The sequence below is a fragment of the Streptomyces cyslabdanicus genome, from assembly GCF_052663305.1.
On the sequence record NZ_JBQRUW010000009.1, the window covers coordinates 185,493 to 204,397 of the forward strand.

Sequence of the window (18,905 nt, forward strand, 5' to 3'; positions counted from 1 at the left end):
CGAAAACCGAGACGATCTGTCCGCGAGTCGGTGCAAGTCGGTGACGGGGACCTCCAGCCAGCCAATCGGAAGCACGGGAAGAGATGTCGGCACCCAATAAGTCGTACGACCCTGTCGAGGTCGAGGCGTTGAAACCGGAAGAGATCGAGCGCATGCGGGACGAGGCGCTCGCCGCCTTCGCCGCCGCGGACTCCCTCGACGCGCTCCACGAGGCCAAGGTCGCCCAGACCGGCCCCGCCTCGCCGCTGGCCCTCGCCAACCGCGAGATCGGCGCCCTGCCGCCGCACGCCAAGGCCGACGCCGGCAAGCGGGTCGGCATGGCTCGCGGCGCGGTGAACAAGGCCCTCGCCGCCCGCCAGGTCGAGCTCGAGGCGGAGCGGGACGCCCGCGTGCTGGTCGAGGAGGACGTCGACGTCACGCTGCCGTACGCTCGCGTGCCGGCCGGCGCCCGCCACCCGCTGACCACGCTCTCGGAGCGCATCGAGGACGTCTTCGTGGCCATGGGCTACGAGGTCGCCGAGGGCCCCGAGGCCGAGGCCGAGTGGTTCAACTTCGACGCCCTGAACATCGGCCCGGACCACCCGGCCCGCGGCGAGGCCGACACCTTCTTCGTGCAGGGCCCCGAAGGCGGCAGCGAGTCCGGTGTCGTCCTGCGCACCCACACCTCGCCGGTGCAGATCCGCTCCCTGCTCGAGCGCGACCTGCCGGTCTACGTGATCTGCCCCGGCCGCGTCTACCGCACCGACGAGCTGGACGCCACCCACACGCCCGTCTTCCACCAGGTCGAGCTGCTCGCCGTGGACGAGGGCCTGACCATGGCCGACCTCAAGGGCACCCTGGACCACATGGTGCAGTCCCTGTTCGGCGAGGGCATGAAGACCCGGCTGCGGCCGAACTTCTTCCCCTTCACCGAGCCGTCCGCCGAGATGGACATGGTGTGCTACGTCTGCCGCGGCGAGTCCGTCGGCAACCCCGACCGGCCCTGCCGCACCTGCTCCTCCGAGGGCTGGATCGAACTCGGCGGCTGCGGCATGGTCAACCCGCGGGTGCTCACCGCCTGCGGCGTCGACCCGGAGAAGTACAGCGGCTTCGCCTTCGGGTTCGGCATCGAGCGGATGCTGATGTTCCGCCACAACGTCGAAGACATGCGAGACATGGTCGAGGGTGACGTCCGGTTCACCCGGCCGTTCGGGATGGAGATCTGATGCGGATCCCGCTTTCTTGGCTGCGGGAGTACGTCGACCTGCCGGAGACGGAGACCGGGCGCGACGTCCAGGCCAAGCTCATTTCGGCCGGCCTCGAGGTCGAGACCGTCGAACAGCTCGGCGCCGACCTCAAGGGTCCGCTCGTCGTCGGCCAGGTGCTGACCATCGAGGAGCTGGAGGGCTTCAAGAAGCCGATCCGCTTCTGCACCGTCGACGTCGGCCGGGCCAACGGCACCGGCGAGCCGCAGGAGATCGTCTGCGGCGCCCGCAACTTCGCGGCCGGCGACAAGGTCGTCGTGGTCCTCCCGGGCGCCGAACTGCCCGGCGGCTTCGCGATCGCCGCGCGCAAGACCTACGGCAAGACCTCCCACGGCATGATCTGCTCCGGCGACGAACTGGGCATGGGCGACGACGGCAGCCACGGCATCATCGTGCTGCCGCCCGAGACCGAGGTCGGCAAGGACGCCATCGAGCTGCTGGAGCTGGTCGACGAGGTCCTCGACATCGCCGTCACCGCCAACCGCGGCGACTGCCTGTCCCTGCGCGGCGTCGCCCGCGAGACCGCCATCGCCTACGGCCTGCCGCTGCGCGATCCGGCGCTGCTCGACGTACCGGCGCCGAACGCGTTTGGCTACGCCGTGCGGATCGACGAGCCGCACGGCTGCGACCGCTTCACCGCGCGCACCGTCTCCGGCCTCGACCCCGAGGCGCGCTCCCCGATCTGGCTCCAGCGCCGCCTCCAGAAGGCCGGGATGCGCCCGGTCTCGCTCGCCGTCGACATCACCAACTACGTGATGCTGGAGCTCGGCCAGCCGCTGCACGCCTACGACCGCAAGCTGGTCCAGGGCACGATCGGCGTGCGCCGGGCCGAGGAGGGCGAGAAGTTCACCACCCTCGACGGCGTCAAGCGCACGCTGCACGCCGAGGACCTGGTGATCACCGACGAGCGCGGCCCCATCGGCCTCGCCGGCGTGATGGGCGGCGCCAACACCGAGATCGCGGATCACGCGGACACCGAGAACGCGACCACCGAGGTCGTCATCGAGGCCGCGCACTTCGACCAGGTCTCCATCGCGCGCACCGCCCGCCGCCACAAGCTGTCCTCGGAGGCCTCCCGCCGCTTCGAGCGGGGTGTCGACCCGCAGGCCGCCTCCGCCGCGGCCCAGCGCACGGTGGACCTGCTGGTCCTGCTCGCGGGCGGCACGGCCGACGCCGGTGTCACGGAGGTCGCCGCACCCGCGGTCGCACGCACGATCACCGTGCCGGCCGACCACCCGGACAAGGTCGCGGGCGTCGTCTACGGCCGGGAGACCGTCGTCCGCAGGTTCCAGCAGATCGGCTGCCGGGTGGAGGGGCAGGACGAGCTGACCGTCACCGTCCCGTCCTGGCGGCCCGACCTGACGGACCCCAACGACCTGGCCGAAGAGGTCATCCGCCTGGAGGGCTACGAGAACCTGCCCTCCACGCTGCCCAGGCTCCCCTCGCGCCGCGGCCTCACCCACCGCCAGCGGCTGCACCGCCGGGTCGGCCGCGCGCTGGCCGGCGCGGGTTACGTCGAGGCGCCGACCTACCCGTTCGTGGGCGAGCAGGTCTTCGACCAACTCGGCCTGGAGCCCGACGACCCCGCGCGCCGCGTGGTCCGGCTGGTCAACCCGCTCAGCGACGAGGAGCCCGCGCTGCGCACCACGCTGCTGCCGGGCCTGCTCGGCGCGCTGCGCCGCAACGACGGCCGCGGCAGCCACGACCTCGCCCTGTTCGAGACCGGGCTGGTGTTCCACCCGCGCTCGGAGCAGCGGGCCGCCGCCCAGCCGCCCGCAGACCGGCGCCCCACCGACGAGGAGCTCACCGCGCTGAACGCCGCGCTGCCCGAGCAGCCGCGCCACGCTGCCGTGGTCCTCGCGGGCGCCCGTGAGCAGACCGGCTGGTGGGGCAAGGGCCGCCCGGCGGACTGGGCCGACGCGGTCGAGGCCGCGCGGACCGTGGCCCGCGAGACCGGGGCCGAACTGATCGTCCGCAAGGGCCAGTACGGGCCGTGGCACCCGGGCCGCTGCGCCGAGTTCGCGGTCGTCGTGGACGGCGCCGAGCAGGTCGTGGGCCACGCGGGCGAACTGCACCCGCGGGTGGTCAAGGCGCTCGGCCTGCCCGAGCGGACCTGCGCCATGGAGCTGAACCTGGACGTGCTGGAGGAGTCCGGCGACGACACCCCGCGGGCGCCGGGCATCTCCACCTTCCCGGTCGCCACGCAGGACGTCGCCCTCGTCGTGGACAGGCCGGTCCCGGCCGCCGAGGTCGAGGCCGCGCTGCGCGAGGGCGCCGGTGAACTCCTGGAGTCCATCAGGCTGTTCGACCTCTACGAGAACGCCGAGCAGCTCGGCGAGGGCCGCAAGTCCCTCGCCTACGCGCTGCGCTTCCGTGCGCCGGACCGCACGCTGACCGTGGACGAGGCGTCCGCGGCCCGCGACGCGGCGGTGGCGCTGGCCGCGGAGCGCACCGGGGCGGAGCTGCGCAGCTAGGGCTGCACTGATCGGTGAGGCGCGGGGGGCTGCGAGTCCATCGCCGGCCGCGGGTGGTCGGTTGCTGGTCGCGCAGTTCCCCGCGCCCCTCTTTGGCCGGCCTGGGTCGACAAGGGAAAGCGGCGGGCCCGGCACCATCTAGTGCCGCGACAGGCAACGTTTGCCCCGTCGCGACGCCCGGCACGCCCTCTCGCCGCACCGGCCGAAAGCCCGAGTACATCCAGTACGAGGACTTCCGGCCGGCACACCGAGAGCACGCACCGGACGCCGCTCCTTGACGGGCAAACGTTGCCCGCCGCGGCACTAGGTGCCGGGCCCGCTGTCCTTCGTGCTTCGTGCTTCGTGGTCAGGCGTAGGTGTAGAAGCCGGAGCCGGACTTCCGGCCGAGCCGGCCGGCATCGACCATCCGCTGGAGCAGCGGGGGAGCGGCGTACAGCGGCTCCTTGTACTCCTCGTACATCGAATGGGCGACCGAGGCCACCGTGTCCAGGCCGATCAGGTCGGACAGCTTCAGCGGGCCCATCGGGTGGGCGCAGCCCAGCTCCATGCCGTTGTCGATGTCCTCGCGGCTGGCGATGCCCGACTCGAACATCCGGATCGCCGAGAGCAGGTAGGGGATCAGCAGCGCGTTCACCACGAAGCCCGAGCGGTCCTGGGCGCGGATGGCGTGCTTGCCGAGCACCTTCTCGGTGAACAGCTGCGCCCGGCTCAGCGTGCCCTCGGAGGTGGTGAGCGCCGGGATCAGCTCGACCAGCTGCTGCACCGGGGCGGGGTTGAAGAAGTGGATGCCGATCACGTGGTCGGGCCGCGCGGTGGCGACCGCCAGCCTCACCAGCGGGATGGAGGAGGTGTTGGAGGCCAGGATCGCGTCCGGCCGGGTCACCACCTGGTCCAGGACCTGGAAGATCTCGGTCTTGACCTGCTCGTTCTCCACCACGGCCTCGATCACCAGGTCGCGGTCGGCGAACTCGCCGAGGTCGGTGGTGAAGCTCAGCCGGGCCTGCGTGGCGTCCCGCTCGTCCTCGCTGATCTTGCCGCGCTCGGCCGCCTTGGCCAGGGAGTTGAACAGCCGGGTACGGCCTATCTCCAGAGCCTCGCCGGTGGTCTCGGCGACCTTCACCTCCAGGCCGGCCCGGGCGCACACCTCGGCGATGCCCGCACCCATCTGGCCGCAGCCCACCACTCCGACGCGTGCAATGTCTCCCGAAATGCCGGTCACATCGTCCCTTTCGCAGTTCCTACGGCTGTGGCAGGCGGCCCGTTGTGCGGTGCCTGCTCCGATCGTGCACGTTACCCCCGTGGTGGCCGTGTTCGGTCGCCCGGGTCGTGCATGCTGGCCCCGGAAACGATCCGTGACCGTGCGGATCCATGGCGTACGGGGAGTGCCCTGATGGCCCGAGTGACACGACGGTCGTTCACCGTGGCGGCGCTGTCGACGCTGGCGATGACCGGCGACACGGCCACCGCGGCGGGCGGCCCCGGCACGGACCGGCGGGGCGGCGCCGCGGTCACCGGGATGCGCGGCATGTGGCTGGCGACCGTGCGCAACCGCGACTGGCCCTCGCGCACCGGGCTGAGCGCCGCCCGGCAGCGCGGCGAGCTGACCGCCCTGCTCGACGTGGCGGTGCGCCGCCGGCTCAACACGGTGATCCTCCAGGTGCGGCCGGCGGCCGACGCTTTGTGGCCCTCACCCCACGAGCCCTGGTCGCAGTACCTCACCGGCACGCAGGGCAGGGACCCCGGCTGGGATCCGCTGGGCACGGCCGTGGCGGAGGCGCACGCCCGCGGACTGCGGCTGCACGCCTGGTTCAACCCGTACCGGGTCGCCCTGCACCACGACCCGGCCCGGCTGGCCGCCTCCCATCCGGCCCGCAGGAACCCCCACTGGGTGGTCCGCCACGGCGGGGGCCTGTACTACAACCCCGGTCTGCCCGAGGTCCGGGCCTTCGTGCAGCGGGCGATGCTCGACGCGGTGTCCCGGTACCCGGTGGACGGCGTCCACTTCGACGACTACTTCTACCCCTATCCGGTCGCCGGCCAGAGCTTCGACGACGACGCCGCCTACCACCGGTACGGCGGCGCGTTCGCGAGCCGGGCCGACTGGCGGCGCGACAACATCGACCGGCTGGTCCGCGAGACGGCCGCGGCCGTCGAGGCCACCCGCCCCGGCACCCGGTTCGGGATCAGCCCCTTCGGGGTGTGGCGCAACGCCTCGGCCGACCCGCGCGGCTCTCACACCCGGGCGGGCGTGCAGACGTACGACGACCTGTACGCGGATACGCGCAAGTGGGTCACGGAGGGCTGGATCGACTACGTCGTCCCGCAGCTGTACTGGGCCATCGGCTCCACCGCCGCCGACTACGCCGCCCTGCTGCCCTGGTGGGCCGAGGCGGCACGGGGCAGCCGCACACGGCTGTACGTGGGGGAGGCGCTCTACAAGGCCGGCGACCCCGCGCAGGGCGCCGCCTGGCAGGACCCGGACGAGCTGTCCCGCCACCTCACCCTGGCGGCCGCGCACCCGGAGGTGGGCGGGCACGTCTTCTTCGCCGCGAAGGAGGTCGCGGCCGACCCGGCCGGGGCGATGGCGCGGGTCGTCGCCGACCACTACCGGCGGCCGGCGAGACCCCCGCGCTGACTCAGTGGTGCTCGTGTTCCTTCTTGTGGCGGACCTGGCAGTCGGGGCCCGGTGACATCACGGCCTCGTGCCCGTCCGGGAAGCGGACGCGGTACGGAGGGTTGCCCTCCGCGCCCATGACCTCGACGATTTCGCTGACGTGGTCGTGCTGACCGACCACCCTGCCGTGCTGGACGAGCTGGTCGCCCACGGTTGCGCGCATCTGCGGGGCCTCCTCACCATGTGCGGGAGCAGCGGTCCTCGACTTCCGAGTCTACGGTGCGGAGCGCGGCCGAACCGGTGAGCGGCCGGGCCGGTGTGCGGTCGGCACCGGTGTGAGCGCCGGTCAGCCGCGCGCCCGCTGGGTGACGGCGATGCAGACGAGCACGGCGACGGCCGTCACGGGGGCGGCCGCGGTGAGGTGCTCGCCGAGCAGCAGCACCGACCACACCAGTGTGAGCAGGGGTTGGGCGAGCTGCAACTGGCTGGCCTTGGGGATGCCGACGGCCGCCATGCCCCGGTACCAGACGACCAGCCCGAAAAACTGGGAGCCCGCCGCGACCCAGAGCAGCCCGGCCACGCTGTGGACGCCCAGCCGCACGGGCTCGTGCGCCAGCGCCAGCGCGGCCGCGGGCACGGCGAGCGGCAGGCACAGCACCAGCGCCCAGCCGATGACCTGCCAGCCCGGCATGACGCGGGCCAGCCGGCCACCCTCGGTGTAGCCGGCGGCGCAGACCAGCAGGGCGCCGAACAGGTAGCCGTCGGCGGTGGTCAGCGCACCGCCGCTCTGCTGCACGGTGAAGGCCACCACGGCCGCCGCGCCCGCCAGCGCCGCCGCCCAGAACGTGCGCGAGGGACGGATGCCGAAGCGCAGTGCGGAGAGCAGCGCCGTGGTGAGCGGCAGCAGGCCCACGACGACGGCGGCGTGCGCGGTGGTGGAGGTCTCCAGGGCGAGCGTGGTGAGCAGCGGGAAGCCGAGGACCACCCCCGCGGCCACGATCGCGAGGCCGGGCCAGTGCCGGCGTGCGGGCGGCGGTACGCGCAGCGCCAGCAGGCAGCCGCCCGCGAGGACGGCGGCGAGCACACTGCGCACGGCCACCAGGGACCAGGGCCCGAAGCCCTCCAGGCCCCACGCGGTGGCCGGGAAGGTGAGGGAGAAGGCGACCACGCCGAGGGCCGCCTGAAGGGTGCCGGCGCGCGTGCGGGCCGGGGTGTCCACCGCTATCGGTGTCGCTGCGGTAGCGCTACTCTGTGCTCTCATGCAACAGCGTAGCAGCGTGGGCGAACTCGCAGAACGGCTGCGAACGGAACTGGACCGCTACCCATCTGGTGGAAAGCTCCCGTCGAGCCGGGTCCTGGTCGAGCGGTACCGGGTCAGTCCGGTGACCGTCTCCCGGGCCCTGGCGCGACTGGCGGCCGAGGGCCTGGTGGTCACCCGTCCCGGCGCCGGCGCCTTCCGAGCGGCGGCGCGCGAGGCGGCCGCTCCCGCCGGCGACACCTCCTGGCAGGAGGTCGCGCTGAGCGCGGACGGCGCCGCCGACCTCGTACCGCGCACGGTGGACGCCTCCGGTGTCACGGTCTCGCTGGCCGGCCCGCCGCCGGGCGTGATCGAGTTCAACGGGGGTTATCTGCACCCCTCGTTGCAGCCCGAGCGGGCCATGGCCGCCGCGCTGTCCCGGGCCGGCCGCCGTCCCGGGGCCTGGGGGCGGCCGCCGCTGGAGGGGCTGCCGGAGCTGCGCGAGTGGTTCGCGCGGGACATCGGCGGACCGGGCGGAACGGTCACCGCCGCCGAGGTCCTGATCGCCGCGGGCGGCCAGTCCGCGCTGACCACCGCCCTGCGTGCCCTGGCCCCGCCCGGCGCGCCGGTACTGGTCGAGTCGCCGACCTATCCCGGCATGCTGGCCATCGCCCGCTCCTCCGGGCTGCGGCCCGTGCCGGTGCCCGTCGACGCGGACGGGGTGCGACCGGGCCTGCTCGCCGACGCGTTCCGGGCCACCGGTGCCCGCGTGTTCGTCTGCCAGCCCCTGTTCCAGAACCCCACCGGCGCCGTCCTCGCCCCCGACCGGCGCGCCCGGGTGCTGCGCACGGCCCGCGAGGCCGGTGCCTTCGTCGTCGAGGACGACTTCGTGCGGCGGCTCGCGCACGAGGACGCCGGCGCCCTGCCGCCCCCGCTCGTCGCCGACGACCCGGACGGCGTCGTGGTGCACGTCGGCTCGCTGACCAAGGCCACCTCGCCCAGCTTCCGGGTGAGCGCGCTGGTCGCGCGCGGCCCGGTGCTGGAACGGCTGCGGGCCATCCAGGTCGTCGACACGTTCTTCGTGCCGCGGCCGTTGCAGGAGGCCGCCCTGGAACTGGTCGGCTCACCCGCCTGGCCGCGTCATCTGCGCGCGCTCGCCGCGGAGTTGAGAAGCCGCCGGGACGCGCTGACCACCGCGCTGCGGCGGCACCTTCCCGAACTCGCCCTGCCGCACGTCCCGTCCGGCGGCTACCACCTGTGGGCGCGCCTGCCCGACGCCACCGGGGGCGCCTCCCAGGCCTTCGGCTCCGGGGGAGAGGCCGCCCTGACCGCCGCCGCCCTGCGCGCGGGCGTCGCGATCACGCCGGGCCGCCCGTACTTCAGCGCCGAACCCCCGGCCGCCCACGTGCGGTTGAGCTTCGCCGCGGTCGGCGGCACGGCGGAGATCGCCGAGGGCGCGCGCCGCCTGCGGACGGCCTGCGCGGAGGCGCTGTCCTGACATCCGGCCGGGGGCGCCGACCGGAGCCGCGCCGGGAGAACGGCCGACACCACCGATCCGGTCGAGAGGCTCGGCCCCCGGCCGCCGGAGCGCCCCGAGCACGGGAAGGGAGCTTGTCGGGGCTCGTTTTCCAGTGACACCCCTTGACCCGCCCACTGCCCGGGATCACGATCTGCGCATGGCACACCGGGTCACGTTCGTCGCTGCGGCGCGCAGCTCCGCGTTGCTCGCCGAGCGCTTCGAGGACGACCAGCAGCTCGACCGGGCGGGCTGGGAGGAGATGCGGCGCGTCGCCGGCGATCTGCTGCCGCTGGCCGCCGCCGAGCTGCGCTACTGCTCGCCGACCCCGCGCAGCCGCGCCACCGGGGACGCCCTCGGCTACGCCCCGCTCGCCCAGTTGGCCCTGCGCGACTGCGACATGGGCCGCTGGCGGGGGCTCACGCTCGGCGAGGCGATGGCGCGCGAGCCCGCGGCCGTGGACGCCTGGCTCGCCGATCCGCGCGGCACCCCGCACGGCGGCGAGTCACTGCTGTCCTTCGTCACGCGCGTGGGCGCCTGGCTCGACACCCGGCCCGTCGAGGACGGCGGCCGCATCGTCGCCGTCGCCGAACCCTCCGTGATCCGCGCCGCCGTCGTCTACGTGCTGAAGGCGCCCCCCGCGACATACTGGAACATCGACGTCCGCCCCCTGTCCACGACCGCCGTCACCGGACACGCGGGCCGCTGGAGCCTCTGTCTGGACGGCGTGCCCGCTCAGCCGTCGCGTGTGTAGTCCGTGGTCAGCACGAGGTCCTTCGCGGGACCGCCCACGCGCCACACCGTGCGCCAGTGCCCGGCGTCCTGGACGGTGAACTCGCCGCGGTAGAGGTCGGCGGCGCACGGGTGGTCGGTCAGGTGCTTCCCGGACCGCAGGTCCAGGTCGTGGAAGGGCCGCCCGTCCGCGAACCGCACCTGCGCCGTCCCCGGTACGCTCCGGGGCAGAAAGCGCAGCGTCCGCTCGGCCGGCCGCGCGATGCCCTGCCAGAGGAACCGGCCGGACTCCCGGTGCAGCAGACCGCCGCCGTCCAGGGCGTGGAAGACCGTCCTGCCGCGGAACTCCCCGGCCTCACCGCTCGCCAGATCCCGCACCGAGCGCCGGACCAGCCAGCTCCCGGTCAGGTACCCCAGTACGTCCGGCACCGGCCAGAACTCGCCCGGCACCCACCGCTCGTCGTCTCCCACGCCGTCCACCGTACGTCCTGTGGCATCCGCCGGATGCCGGCCGCACATCGGGCTCCGCGGTCCCGCCGGGTCGTCGCCGGTCACCGTGCCCCGGCTGCCCCGACCGCACCGGAGGAGCGGCCGTCAGCGGCCCAGCTGGAGCGTGGCGATCTCCCAGGCGCGCAGCGGCAGTCGTACCCTCCCCTCCCGCACGGGCAGTTCCTCGCCGGCCCGGCCCAGCAGATCGGCGCGTCGGGCGCGGGTGAACCCGCCGTCGAGGAGTGCCTCGGTGGCCACGCCGCCCTCGGCGACGACCCGCACCTCGGTCCACTCGCCCCGCTCGCGCACACTGGTCAGGACCACACCGGTGCCGCCGACGGACAGACCGTGCACCGGTTCGGGCAGCGGCGCCGAGCGGGCGGCCGTGCCCGGAACCGCCAGCAGTCCGTGCCGGAACTCGTCCGCCGCCCGCAGCACCGTGTCCGCCGCCTCCTCCCAGGCGCCGGAGTACGGCAGCAGGGCCAGCGAGACCGAGCGGCGGCCCCGGCTCTGCGCGCCCGGCGTCGGCAGCTGGGGGCCGGCCGGCTCGTCGCGCAGCACATGCCGGTTGCGGGAGAGCTGCCCGACACCGCGCAGCAGGGTGAGCGCCAGTTCCTGGCCCCCGTCGACCAGTTCGTACTCGCTGTACTCGGTGAGCAGGACGGCGAGTCCGCCCGCCGCCACGAACCCCGCGGCCGGGAAGGTCGGCAACGGCGCCTCACCGCCTCCGCCCTCCGCCGTCGGTCCGCGCTCGACCACCGCGAACTGGCCCTCGGCGAAGGACGACCGGGCCGGGGACGGAAGCGGCAGGTGCAGGCGCAGCCGGTGGTCGTCGCAGCGGTTGTCGAACTCGACGTCGACGCGGGCGTACGGCTCGGCCGCGCGCAGTTCGATACGCATCGTGACGGCGACCGGCTCGGTGCGCTGCGAACGGCCGTGCACCGCGAAGTCCCCGGCGGCCGGCCAGGAGTAGCGCCGCTCGACCTCGAGCACCGCGCGCAGCGGGCCGGCCGGGCCGCGGGTGACCCGGACCGTCTCCGGTTGGGTGACCAGCAGATCGGCGGCGGGAGGGGCGTAGTTGTACGTGTCGCCCAGGTCGCCGCCGTCGACCAGGGCGCCGAGGCCCGCGGTGACGGTGCCGTCCGGGCCCCGCAGGCCGAAGGTGCCGTCACCGGCCACCTCGATCCGCACCAGGCCGTTGTCCAGCACCCGGCCGTCCGACCGCACATCGTGCGGCGGCGGTTCGGCGCTGATGGGCGAGCCCTCGGCGGCCGGGCGCACGGCCGCGTAGCCCAGTGGGGGCACCTGAGCCCACACCGGCACCGTCGCGCCGGGCGGGGTGACGATGCGCACCCGCAGTCTCCGCTCGCGCCAGTCGGCGCCCAGCGCCTCGCGGACCTCGGCCACGTCGAAGGCGGCCGACGGGTGCCGGGCCACCTCGAAGGTGAGCGTCGAGCCGTCCTCGCTCAGCGACCAGGAGGCGATGTGCCGCCCGTACAGCTCGGTTCCGTGCACGCGGGTGAGCGCGATCGGCGCCGGCACGTCGGCGTCGTCCGCGAGAACCTGCACGCCCGGCCGGTCCACATCGGCGAACACGACACCGCGGCGCGGCCATGGCGAGGGGTTGAACACCAGCAGCGCGTCCTGGGGCACGGCCGCGGCGCGGCGCCGTCCGATGAGGTCGCAGACCGCCTGGCCCAGCTGCTCGGCCTCGGCCATCCGCGCTCCTACCTGTACGGCGGTCTCGTCGCAGCCGCAGCCGGTGACCGAGTCGTGGCCGCTGACGGCGATCAGGCGCTGCCAGGCCATGTCGAGGAACCGCTGCTCGCCGCCGTCGCCGTACAGCGCGGCCATCGGCTCGGCGTACCGCTCCACGCGGCGCTCGGCGCGGCTCATCGCCTGCTTCAGGTGAGAGCGTACGGAGTGGACGCCCGGCAGGATGTTCGCGCGGGCGTGCGAGCGGAGTTCGCCGTGCAGCACCGGCAGCCCGTCCGTGGCCGGAGGCAGCCCCTCGAAGAACTCGGTGAGCGTGGCCAGCCCGACGGTGACGCCGGTCGCGCGTCCCGCCCGCGCCAGCAGATCCGGGGCGTCGCTCTCCGGCGCGCTGTGGTCCGAGCCGTACATGCCGAGCAGCGGGCCGCTCCCGGGCAGTGCCCAGGCGGACATCCGGTGGTGCAGTTCACGCAGCCTCCCGGCCACCGCGTCGCGGTCGGCGAGCAGGCCCGCCGCGTTGCCGTACCCGCCGGCGGCCAGGTACCGGGTGCGGACCGCCGTGCCGTCCGGCGCGGTCCAGGCGAAGGTGTCGGTCGTGACCGTGCCGGGCACACCGCGGAAGACACAGGCGTGGTCCAGACCCGCGCCGCGCAGGATCTGCGGCATCTGCGCGATGTGGCCGAACATGTCCGGGAGGTAGCCGACGGGCATGGTGCCGCCCAGCTCGCCGGAGCGGCGGATACCGCGTTCGAGGTTGCGGACGATCTGTTCGCCGGAGCAGAGGAACTCGTCCATCAGGATGTCCCACGGTCCGATGGCCAGCTGCCCGGCCCTCACCAGCGACACCACGCGCTCGCGGGCCTCGGGACGCACCTCCAGGTAGTCGTCCACGGCGGCCAGCTGCCCGTCCAGGGTGAACCGGTGGCGCGGGTCGCCCTCCATCCGGTCCAGCAGTTCGTCCAGCAGGGCGACGAGTTGCAGGCGGAAGCGCTGGAAGGGCAGGTACCACTCCCGGTCCCAGTGGGTGTGGGGAACGACGACGAGCTCACGGTCGTGGGCGTCGTGGTCGTGAGCGCTGTCGTTCATGGGCGCACCTCCCCTGTGGTCTTGAGACGGTCACGTACGCGGCGGGTGGAGCCGACCGGTGCGTTCGCCACCCGGATGTTCACTGGCACAGCGCGATCACCTCGTTCTCGTGGCTTTCCAGACGGTACGGGCCCGCGTCGGCCGGCAGGGTCGTACGGTCCCCATGGACGACCTGGCGCCGCCCGTCCGGGCGGACCAGTACCGCGCCGTCGGCCCCCAGCGCGACGCATCGGTCCCCCCGCCGCAGCAGGAGCGGGGCGTCGGGTCCGGCGCTGACCGCCGCCCGTCCGGGCGGACCAGTACCGCGCCGTCGGCCCCCAGCGCGACGCATCGGTCCCCCCGCCGCAGCAGGAGCGGGGCGTCGGGTCCGGCGCTGACCGCGGTGCGGCCGGCGGCCAGCGCGGCGAGCAGGGCGGCGGGGCTGTCGTCCTCGGCCAGCAGCCAGGTGGTGGGGGCACCGGGCAGGTGGTCGTCGCCCTTGCGGTGGAAGTCGCTGCCGCCGACGGCGATGACGTCCGGACGCCAGGCGCCCGACCACGACAGCGGTGCGCCCCAGCGCCGGTCGAACCAGCCGGAGTGCCAGATCTCCGCGTGCCGGGGGCGGTCGGCGAGCGGCAGCCGCCACGCGCAGTCGCCGCCCAGCGGATGGTTGACGGACAGGATGCCGCCCCTGCCGCGGGCGTGCGCGTGCCAGGAGTCGGCCCCTTCGCGGAAGTCCACCCACCCGACGTCGCCGAACACGTTGGCGTGGCCCTCGTCGCGGGTGACCTCCTGACCGGGCAGCAGGGTGATGCCGTAACGGGCGCCGGCGCCCGCCAGTTCGGGGTGGTGGCTGACGGTGTTGTGGTCGGTGACGGCGAGGAAGTCCAGGCCGCGGTCGGCGGCCAGAAACGCCAGTTCGGGGACGGTGAGCGCGCCGTCGCTGTGCACGGTGTGGCTGTGGAGGTCGCCCGCGTACCAGTGCAGCCCGTCGACCGAGGGAATGTCGCGCCGCCGGCGTGCGGCGGGACGCCGAGCCAGGTCCGGCTCCGGTGCGGCCGGCGGGCCGGGCGGTGCCGGGCGGGCGGTCGCGGTGGTCACCCGCACCTCGTGGTCGAGGCCGTCCGGCGGGATGCGGTGCAGCCGCAGCAGCACCCGCCAGACACCGGGTTCCAGTTCGCCCGGAAGGTAGCCGGGCGTCGCCCAGTCGGCCGCGATCGTGTACGTCGTCCGGGCGCCGCCCGACCAGCCGCGGAAACCGTCCGCTCCCAGGCAGCCCAGGTCGAGGACGCCCGCCGACCGGTCGTAGGACAGCTCGACGGTGACGGCCGCGGTACCGGGAGCCACCTCGAACGGCAGCTCCCGCAGCATCGCGTCCAGCCGGTCCTGCAACGACCAGCGACCGCGGTGGACCGTGGTGGTGCGGGCGCTCACGCGGCGGCCCCGGCCGGGGTGCCGGTGCCGATGAGGTCGCCGTCCCGGTAGAGCAGCATCCGGTCCGGGCGGGGCACCGCGTAGCCCCGGTCGCCCGTCACGAGGACGGTGTCCTCGTCGACGACCACCTGGACGAAGCCCGCCTCGCCGCTCAGCGTGACCAGTTGTGCGCTGCCGAGGTTCTCCACGACGGTGACCTCGCCCGACAGCGCCTGCTTCACCGGCTCGGCGGAGTAGGACAGGTACTCCGGCCGGACACCGAGGACGAGCTTCTCGCCGTCGGTCAGTGCCCGGGCGTACGCGGCGGGCACGGGCAGCACGTCGTTCCCGATCGCCAGGTGCTCGCCCGAGGACGACACCGCCGCGTCCAGGAGGTTCATCGGGGTGGAGCCGATGAACGAGGCCACGAAGGTGTTGGCGGGGCGGTGGAACACCTCCTTCGGGGTGCCCAGCTGGCGGATCCGGCCGCCCTCCATCACCGCGATCCGGTCGGCCAGGGCCAGTGCCTCGGCCTGGTCGTGGGTGACGAACACGGTCGTGACGCCGAGTTCACGCTGCAGCCGCTTGAGGAACGTGCGGGCCTCCAGTCGCATCCGCGCGTCCAGGTTCGACAGCGGCTCGTCGAAGAGGAACACCTGCGGGTGGCAGGCCATCGCCCGGGCGAGCGCCACGCGCTGCTGCTGGCCGCCGGACAACTGGCCGGGGCGGCGCCCCAGATAGTCGGACAGGCCCAGTTCGGCGGCGGTCCCGGCGGCCTTTTGGGCACGCTCGGCGGAGGGCACCTTCTTGATGCGCAGGGGGTAGGCGATGTTGTCGGTGACCGTCATGTGCGGGAAGAGCGCGTAGTCCTGGAAGACCATCGCCACATCGCGCCGCCCCGGCGGCAGGGCCGTCACGTCGCGGTCGCCGATGCGGATCGAGCCGCCGCTGGATGCCTCCAGACCGGCGACGGTGCGCAGCAGGGTCGTCTTGCCGCAGCCGGACGGGCCGAGCAGCGCGAAGAACTCCCCGTCCTCGACCGTCAGGTCGATGGCGTCCAGGGCCCGGACGCCCCCGGGGTAGATCTTCACGAGCTCGCTCATGGTGATCGGTGCCATCAGCGCTTGATCCCTCCGTGGAACCGGAATCCGTACCGGGAACTGACGAACAGGAACATCAGGACCACCGGCAGTGAGTACAGCAGGGAGAAGGTGGAGATGAGCGCGAGGTTCGGTTGTCCTCCCTCGGTGTAGAGCGTGTACATCACCACGGCGGCCGGGGACTTCTCCGGCGTGCGCAGCAGCAGGAACGGCACCAGGAAGTTGCCCCACACCTGGGCCACCGCCCACACCGCGATCGTCGCGAGGCCCGGCCGCACCACCGGCACCACGATGTGCCGCACGATCTGCAGCGGGGAGGCGCCGAAGACACGGGCCGACTCCTCGTACGACGCCGGCGTGCCGTCCATGAAGTCCTTCAGGATGAAGATCGCGCCGGGCAGCATGCCGCCGGTCATCACCAGCACCACGCCCAGTTGGGAGTCGATGAGGTGCAGCTCGAACGCCAGGTTGAACAGGGGCACCATGGCCGCCGTGCCGGTCACGATGGAGGACAGCAGCAGCAGGACGTACAGCAGGACGTCCCGGCCCGGCAGCCGCACCCGGCTCAGCGCGTACGAGGCGAGCGCCGACAGCACCAGGGTCAGGGCGCCCGCGCCGGCCGCCAGGACGACGGAGTTGCCCAGTGACCGCAGCGCGTACGGGTTGTCCGCGAGGACGCGGAAGTTGCGCAGGGTGAAGTCCGGCAGCGAGGCCGTGACACTGGGCGTGGCGTCGAACGGCGCGGACGCCAGCCACAGCAGCGGCAGCGCGAAGAACGCGATCACCAGACAGACGAAGGTGTAGTGCCCGACGGTGCGCACGGTGCGCCGCGCCCGCTCCAGGCCGGCCTCGTGCGACGCGTCGACGGCGGCGGACCCGGCGAGGGGGGCGGTCATGCGGTGCCGTCCTTCCGCTGCCGGAGGATCCGTAGGTAGAACAGCGCGATGACCAGGTTGAACAGCAGCATCAGCACCGAGATCGCCGCACCGAAGCCGAGCTCGCCGTTGTTCAGGGCGAGTTTGTAGATGAACACCGGCATGATCGCGGTCCTGTCCTCGGGTCCGCCCGCGGTGAGCAGGAACGGGGTGAAGTCGTTGAACGTCCACAGGCTGATCAGCAGCAGGTTGGTCAGGATGTGTCCCTTGATCCGCGGCAGGACCACGTCCCGCAGCTGCTGCAGGCCGGATGCCCCGGCCAGCCGTGCCGTCTCCAGGTGCGAGGGCGGCACGTTCCCGATCGCGGCCGCGTAGAGCATCATCGAGAAGGCGGCACCCCGCCAGATGTTGAAGACGACGATCGACGCCATCGGGTACTGCAGCAGCCAGGCGGTGCCCGGCGTGTGCAGCAGGGCGTTCAGTGAGCCGCTGTCCCGGTCGAGCAGCGCGATCCACAGGAAGGTCACCACCGAGCCGGGCAGCACCCAGGCCAGCAGCATCAGCGCCTCGACGAGGCGGCGCAGCGCGCCGCGCCGCTCGCGCATCACCCAGGCGACGGCGAAGCCGAGGAGCGACTGGCCGACGATGGCCGAGCCGAGGACGAACTGCACGGTCAGCCAGAGGGAGTTGCCGAACCGGTCGTCGCTCACCGCGTCCGTGAAGTTGTCCAGGCCCACGAACGTCGGGTGTGCTGCGGCGAGGCCGGTGAGCCGGTAGTCGGTCAGCCCCAGGTAGATGGTCCAGATCGCCGGGAAGAGCAGAAACGCCGCGATCAGCAGGAGCGCCGGAACGAGGAACGCCGTGGCGCGGGCCCGGCCCAGGCCGGCGGCGTCGCCGCCGGCCCGGACCCGGGCGGACGCGCGGAGCGGTGTCGCGTGCCCGTCCGCGTCCCGCGTGTCCGCCTCTTCGGTGCGGAGCTCAGGACCTGATGTCGTCGGCACCGCCCACGGCCCCTTCCAGCTTCTTCGCGTACTCCTCGGCCGCGGCCTGCGGGCTCTTGCCGCCGACCACCGCCGCGGTGGCCTCCTGCAGCAGCGTCGAGACCTGCGTGTACTGCGCCAGCGGCGGACGGAAGGTGGTGAGGGGCAGCACGTCCTTGGCGATGAAGGACAGCATCGGGTCCTGCGTCAGCACCTCGTTGTTGACGTCGGTGCGGGCGGTGATCTGGACCTGGCCGGCCAGCTTCGACTTGATGGCTTCGGCGGAGTTCAGGAACTTCATCAGTTCGAAGGCGAGTTCGGGGTTCTTGGACTTGGGGTTGAGCGTCTGCACGCTGCCGCCCGAGTAGGAGACGAAGTCCTGGCCGTTGACTCCCCTGCCCGGTGCCATCGCCGGGATCTTGGCGTAGCCGACGACCGCGTCGCGGTTCTTCATCGGTGCGACGCCCCCGTCGGGGTTGACGACACCGCGCCAGAAGTAGTCGCCCTCCATCAGGATGCCGATCCTGCCCTGGGCGAACCGCTCGAAGGACTTGTCGCGGCCCCGCGCCTCCTGCTGGAGGAGCGGGTCGCCGAGCTTCTCGGAGTAGATCTTTTGGTAGACGCCGAGGGCGTCCTTCATTCCCTGGGTGGCGCCCGTCCACTTGCCGTCGGCCCAGATCGGCTCGCCCGTGCCCGCCAGCACCGGCAGGAAGCCCTGCATGGTGGTGGCCTCGCCCATCGCCGTACCGGCATTGAGCTGGATCGGGGTGACGCCGCTGACCGACTTCAGTTTCTCGCCGGCCCGGATGATGTCGTCCCAGCCGGTCGGCTGCCAGGTCTCGGGCAGGCCCGCCTTCTTGAACAGGTCCTTGTTGTAGAAGAGCACCCGGCCGTCGGTGCCGTTGGGGATGCCGTAGCGCTTGTCCTGGAAGGCGGCCAGCTGCTGCACGGAATCCGGGATCTGCTTCCAGCCGTCCCAGGCGCCGCTGTCCTTGACAACGTTATCGATGGGCTTGATGTATCCCGCCTGCGCGAACTCCCCGACCCAGATGCCGTCGATGTCGAACACGTCGGGCCCGGAGCCGGACTGGAGGTCGAGGGCCAGCTTGGTCTTGTACTGCTCGTCGTCCACGCCGCTGGGCTGGAACGTGACCTTCACGTCGACGCCCTTGGCCTTCTCGGCCTTGACGAAGTTCGGGATGGCCCACTTCTGGAGCCAGTCCGCCTGAGGGCCGTTCTTGCCGCCGGAGATGGCGTTGGTCGCGATCTTCAGGGTCGTGCCCGATCCGGCGTCGTCCCCTGAGCCGCCGCACGCGCCGGCGAGAAGCGTCAGGGAGACCGCTGCGGCGAGCGCCGTTGCACGTCTGGTCAGCATGGGCATGTCATACCCTTCGTCGGCTGGTGCTGCCTCGGTGAGTGCCCCTGGAGGCTCGCACGCTCCGGAGCGGGCCGT

15 protein-coding genes are annotated in these 18,905 nt (G+C 73.1%); 5 read left to right on the forward strand and 10 right to left on the reverse strand.

The genetic code is table 11. The annotated features are described in order from the left end of the window. Window positions 1–83: 83 nt before the first annotated feature. Entirely contained in the window at window positions 84–1,205 is a 1,122-nt protein-coding gene (gene pheS / locus ACTYVM_RS07435) for a phenylalanine--tRNA ligase subunit alpha (protein ID WP_445525121.1), read from the forward strand. Then, window positions 1,205–3,718 carry a phenylalanine--tRNA ligase subunit beta gene (gene pheT, locus ACTYVM_RS07440; RefSeq protein ID WP_445525122.1) on the forward strand — a complete coding sequence of 838 codons (2,514 nt, stop codon included), beginning with the start codon at window positions 1,205–1,207 and terminating at the stop codon, window positions 3,716–3,718. The genes pheS and pheT overlap by 1 nt, the downstream gene beginning before the upstream one ends. Before the next feature lie 346 nt (window positions 3,719–4,064). On the opposite strand, the gene ACTYVM_RS07445 is transcribed toward pheT, so the two are convergent. Further along, window positions 4,065–4,937 carry a 3-hydroxybutyryl-CoA dehydrogenase gene (locus ACTYVM_RS07445; RefSeq protein ID WP_445525123.1) on the reverse strand — a complete coding sequence of 291 codons (873 nt, stop codon included), beginning with the start codon at window positions 4,935–4,937 and terminating at the stop codon, window positions 4,065–4,067. Between the two features lie 171 nt (window positions 4,938–5,108). Between ACTYVM_RS07445 and ACTYVM_RS07450 the strand changes: the two genes are divergently transcribed. Continuing rightward, window positions 5,109–6,353 carry a glycoside hydrolase family 10-like protein gene (locus ACTYVM_RS07450; RefSeq protein ID WP_445525124.1) on the forward strand — a complete coding sequence of 415 codons (1,245 nt, stop codon included), beginning with the start codon at window positions 5,109–5,111 and terminating at the stop codon, window positions 6,351–6,353. A 1-nt stretch (window position 6,354) separates the two neighbouring features. On the opposite strand, the gene ACTYVM_RS07455 is transcribed toward ACTYVM_RS07450, so the two are convergent. Together ACTYVM_RS07455 and ACTYVM_RS07460 are read right to left on the reverse strand one after the other, a co-directional pair. Beyond that, a complete protein-coding gene (locus tag ACTYVM_RS07455) occupies window positions 6,355–6,555 on the reverse strand; it encodes a DUF1918 domain-containing protein (protein WP_400031712.1) in 201 nt (66 codons plus the stop codon). 123 nt (window positions 6,556–6,678) lie between these two features. Then, window positions 6,679–7,593, reverse strand: a complete 915-nt coding sequence (locus tag ACTYVM_RS07460; RefSeq protein WP_445525125.1) for a DMT family transporter — start codon at window positions 7,591–7,593, stop codon at window positions 6,679–6,681. Between ACTYVM_RS07460 and ACTYVM_RS07465 the strand changes: the two genes are divergently transcribed. Together ACTYVM_RS07465 and ACTYVM_RS07470 are read left to right on the forward strand one after the other, a co-directional pair. Beyond that, window positions 7,592–9,067, forward strand: coding sequence for an aminotransferase-like domain-containing protein (locus ACTYVM_RS07465; RefSeq protein ID WP_445525126.1), 1,476 nt, complete (start codon window positions 7,592–7,594; stop codon window positions 9,065–9,067). The genes ACTYVM_RS07460 and ACTYVM_RS07465 overlap by 2 nt on opposite strands. 178 nt (window positions 9,068–9,245) lie before the next feature. Further along, complete coding sequence (locus tag ACTYVM_RS07470) at window positions 9,246–9,839, forward strand: histidine phosphatase family protein (protein ID WP_445525127.1); 594 nt, start codon at window positions 9,246–9,248, stop codon at window positions 9,837–9,839. Here ACTYVM_RS07470 and ACTYVM_RS07475 read toward each other — a convergent pair. The 7 genes from ACTYVM_RS07475 to ACTYVM_RS07505 form a co-directional block, all read right to left on the reverse strand. Next, entirely contained in the window at window positions 9,821–10,288 is a 468-nt protein-coding gene (locus ACTYVM_RS07475; protein ID WP_445525128.1) for a DUF6314 family protein, read from the reverse strand. The two genes, ACTYVM_RS07470 and ACTYVM_RS07475, sit on opposite strands and share 19 nt — an antisense overlap. Before the next feature lie 123 nt (window positions 10,289–10,411). Further along, window positions 10,412–13,105: a glycoside hydrolase family 38 N-terminal domain-containing protein gene (locus tag ACTYVM_RS07480; protein WP_445525129.1), complete on the reverse strand. Its 2,694-nt coding sequence runs from the start codon at window positions 13,103–13,105 to the stop codon at window positions 10,412–10,414. 96 nt (window positions 13,106–13,201) lie between these two features. After that, window positions 13,202–14,518 (reverse strand): CehA/McbA family metallohydrolase, encoded by a 1,317-nt coding sequence (locus tag ACTYVM_RS07485; RefSeq protein WP_445525130.1) that lies wholly within the window; start codon window positions 14,516–14,518, stop codon window positions 13,202–13,204. Continuing rightward, window positions 14,515–15,615 carry an ABC transporter ATP-binding protein gene (locus ACTYVM_RS07490; protein WP_445525131.1) on the reverse strand — a complete coding sequence of 367 codons (1,101 nt, stop codon included), beginning with the start codon at window positions 15,613–15,615 and terminating at the stop codon, window positions 14,515–14,517. Before ACTYVM_RS07490 ends, ACTYVM_RS07485 begins: the two co-directional genes overlap by 4 nt. After that, window positions 15,615–16,493, reverse strand: a complete 879-nt coding sequence (locus tag ACTYVM_RS07495) for a carbohydrate ABC transporter permease (RefSeq protein ID WP_445525132.1) — start codon at window positions 16,491–16,493, stop codon at window positions 15,615–15,617. Before ACTYVM_RS07495 ends, ACTYVM_RS07490 begins: the two co-directional genes overlap by 1 nt. Beyond that, the gene (locus ACTYVM_RS07500) at window positions 16,490–17,473 is read right to left on the reverse strand and encodes a carbohydrate ABC transporter permease (protein ID WP_445525133.1); all 984 of its coding nucleotides are present in this window, start codon (window positions 17,471–17,473) and stop codon (window positions 16,490–16,492) included. Before ACTYVM_RS07500 ends, ACTYVM_RS07495 begins: the two co-directional genes overlap by 4 nt. Then, the gene (locus ACTYVM_RS07505; RefSeq protein WP_445525134.1) at window positions 17,451–18,827 is read right to left on the reverse strand and encodes an extracellular solute-binding protein; all 1,377 of its coding nucleotides are present in this window, start codon (window positions 18,825–18,827) and stop codon (window positions 17,451–17,453) included. Before ACTYVM_RS07505 ends, ACTYVM_RS07500 begins: the two co-directional genes overlap by 23 nt. Window positions 18,828–18,905 lie beyond the last annotated feature (78 nt).

What these genes read in the sequence shown, in the direction of transcription:
- ACTYVM_RS07470 (WP_445525127.1), top strand. Translation starts at nt 9,246, where the DNA reads ATGGCACACCGGGTCACGTTCGTCGCTGCGGCGCGCAGCTCCGCGTTG.
- ACTYVM_RS07460 (WP_445525125.1), bottom strand. Translation starts at nt 7,593, where the DNA reads ATGAGAGCACAGAGTAGCGCTACCGCAGCGACACCGATAGCGGTGGAC.
- ACTYVM_RS07505 (WP_445525134.1), bottom strand. Translation starts at nt 18,827, where the DNA reads ATGCTGACCAGACGTGCAACGGCGCTCGCCGCAGCGGTCTCCCTGACG.
- pheT (WP_445525122.1), top strand. Translation starts at nt 1,205, where the DNA reads ATGCGGATCCCGCTTTCTTGGCTGCGGGAGTACGTCGACCTGCCGGAG.
- pheS (WP_445525121.1), top strand. Translation starts at nt 84, where the DNA reads ATGTCGGCACCCAATAAGTCGTACGACCCTGTCGAGGTCGAGGCGTTG.
- ACTYVM_RS07465 (WP_445525126.1), top strand. Translation starts at nt 7,592, where the DNA reads ATGCAACAGCGTAGCAGCGTGGGCGAACTCGCAGAACGGCTGCGAACG.
- ACTYVM_RS07490 (WP_445525131.1), bottom strand. Translation starts at nt 15,615, where the DNA reads ATGGCACCGATCACCATGAGCGAGCTCGTGAAGATCTACCCCGGGGGC.
- ACTYVM_RS07480 (WP_445525129.1), bottom strand. Translation starts at nt 13,105, where the DNA reads ATGAACGACAGCGCTCACGACCACGACGCCCACGACCGTGAGCTCGTC.
- ACTYVM_RS07450 (WP_445525124.1), top strand. Translation starts at nt 5,109, where the DNA reads ATGGCCCGAGTGACACGACGGTCGTTCACCGTGGCGGCGCTGTCGACG.
- ACTYVM_RS07495 (WP_445525132.1), bottom strand. Translation starts at nt 16,493, where the DNA reads ATGACCGCCCCCCTCGCCGGGTCCGCCGCCGTCGACGCGTCGCACGAG.
- ACTYVM_RS07455 (WP_400031712.1), bottom strand. Translation starts at nt 6,555, where the DNA reads ATGCGCGCAACCGTGGGCGACCAGCTCGTCCAGCACGGCAGGGTGGTC.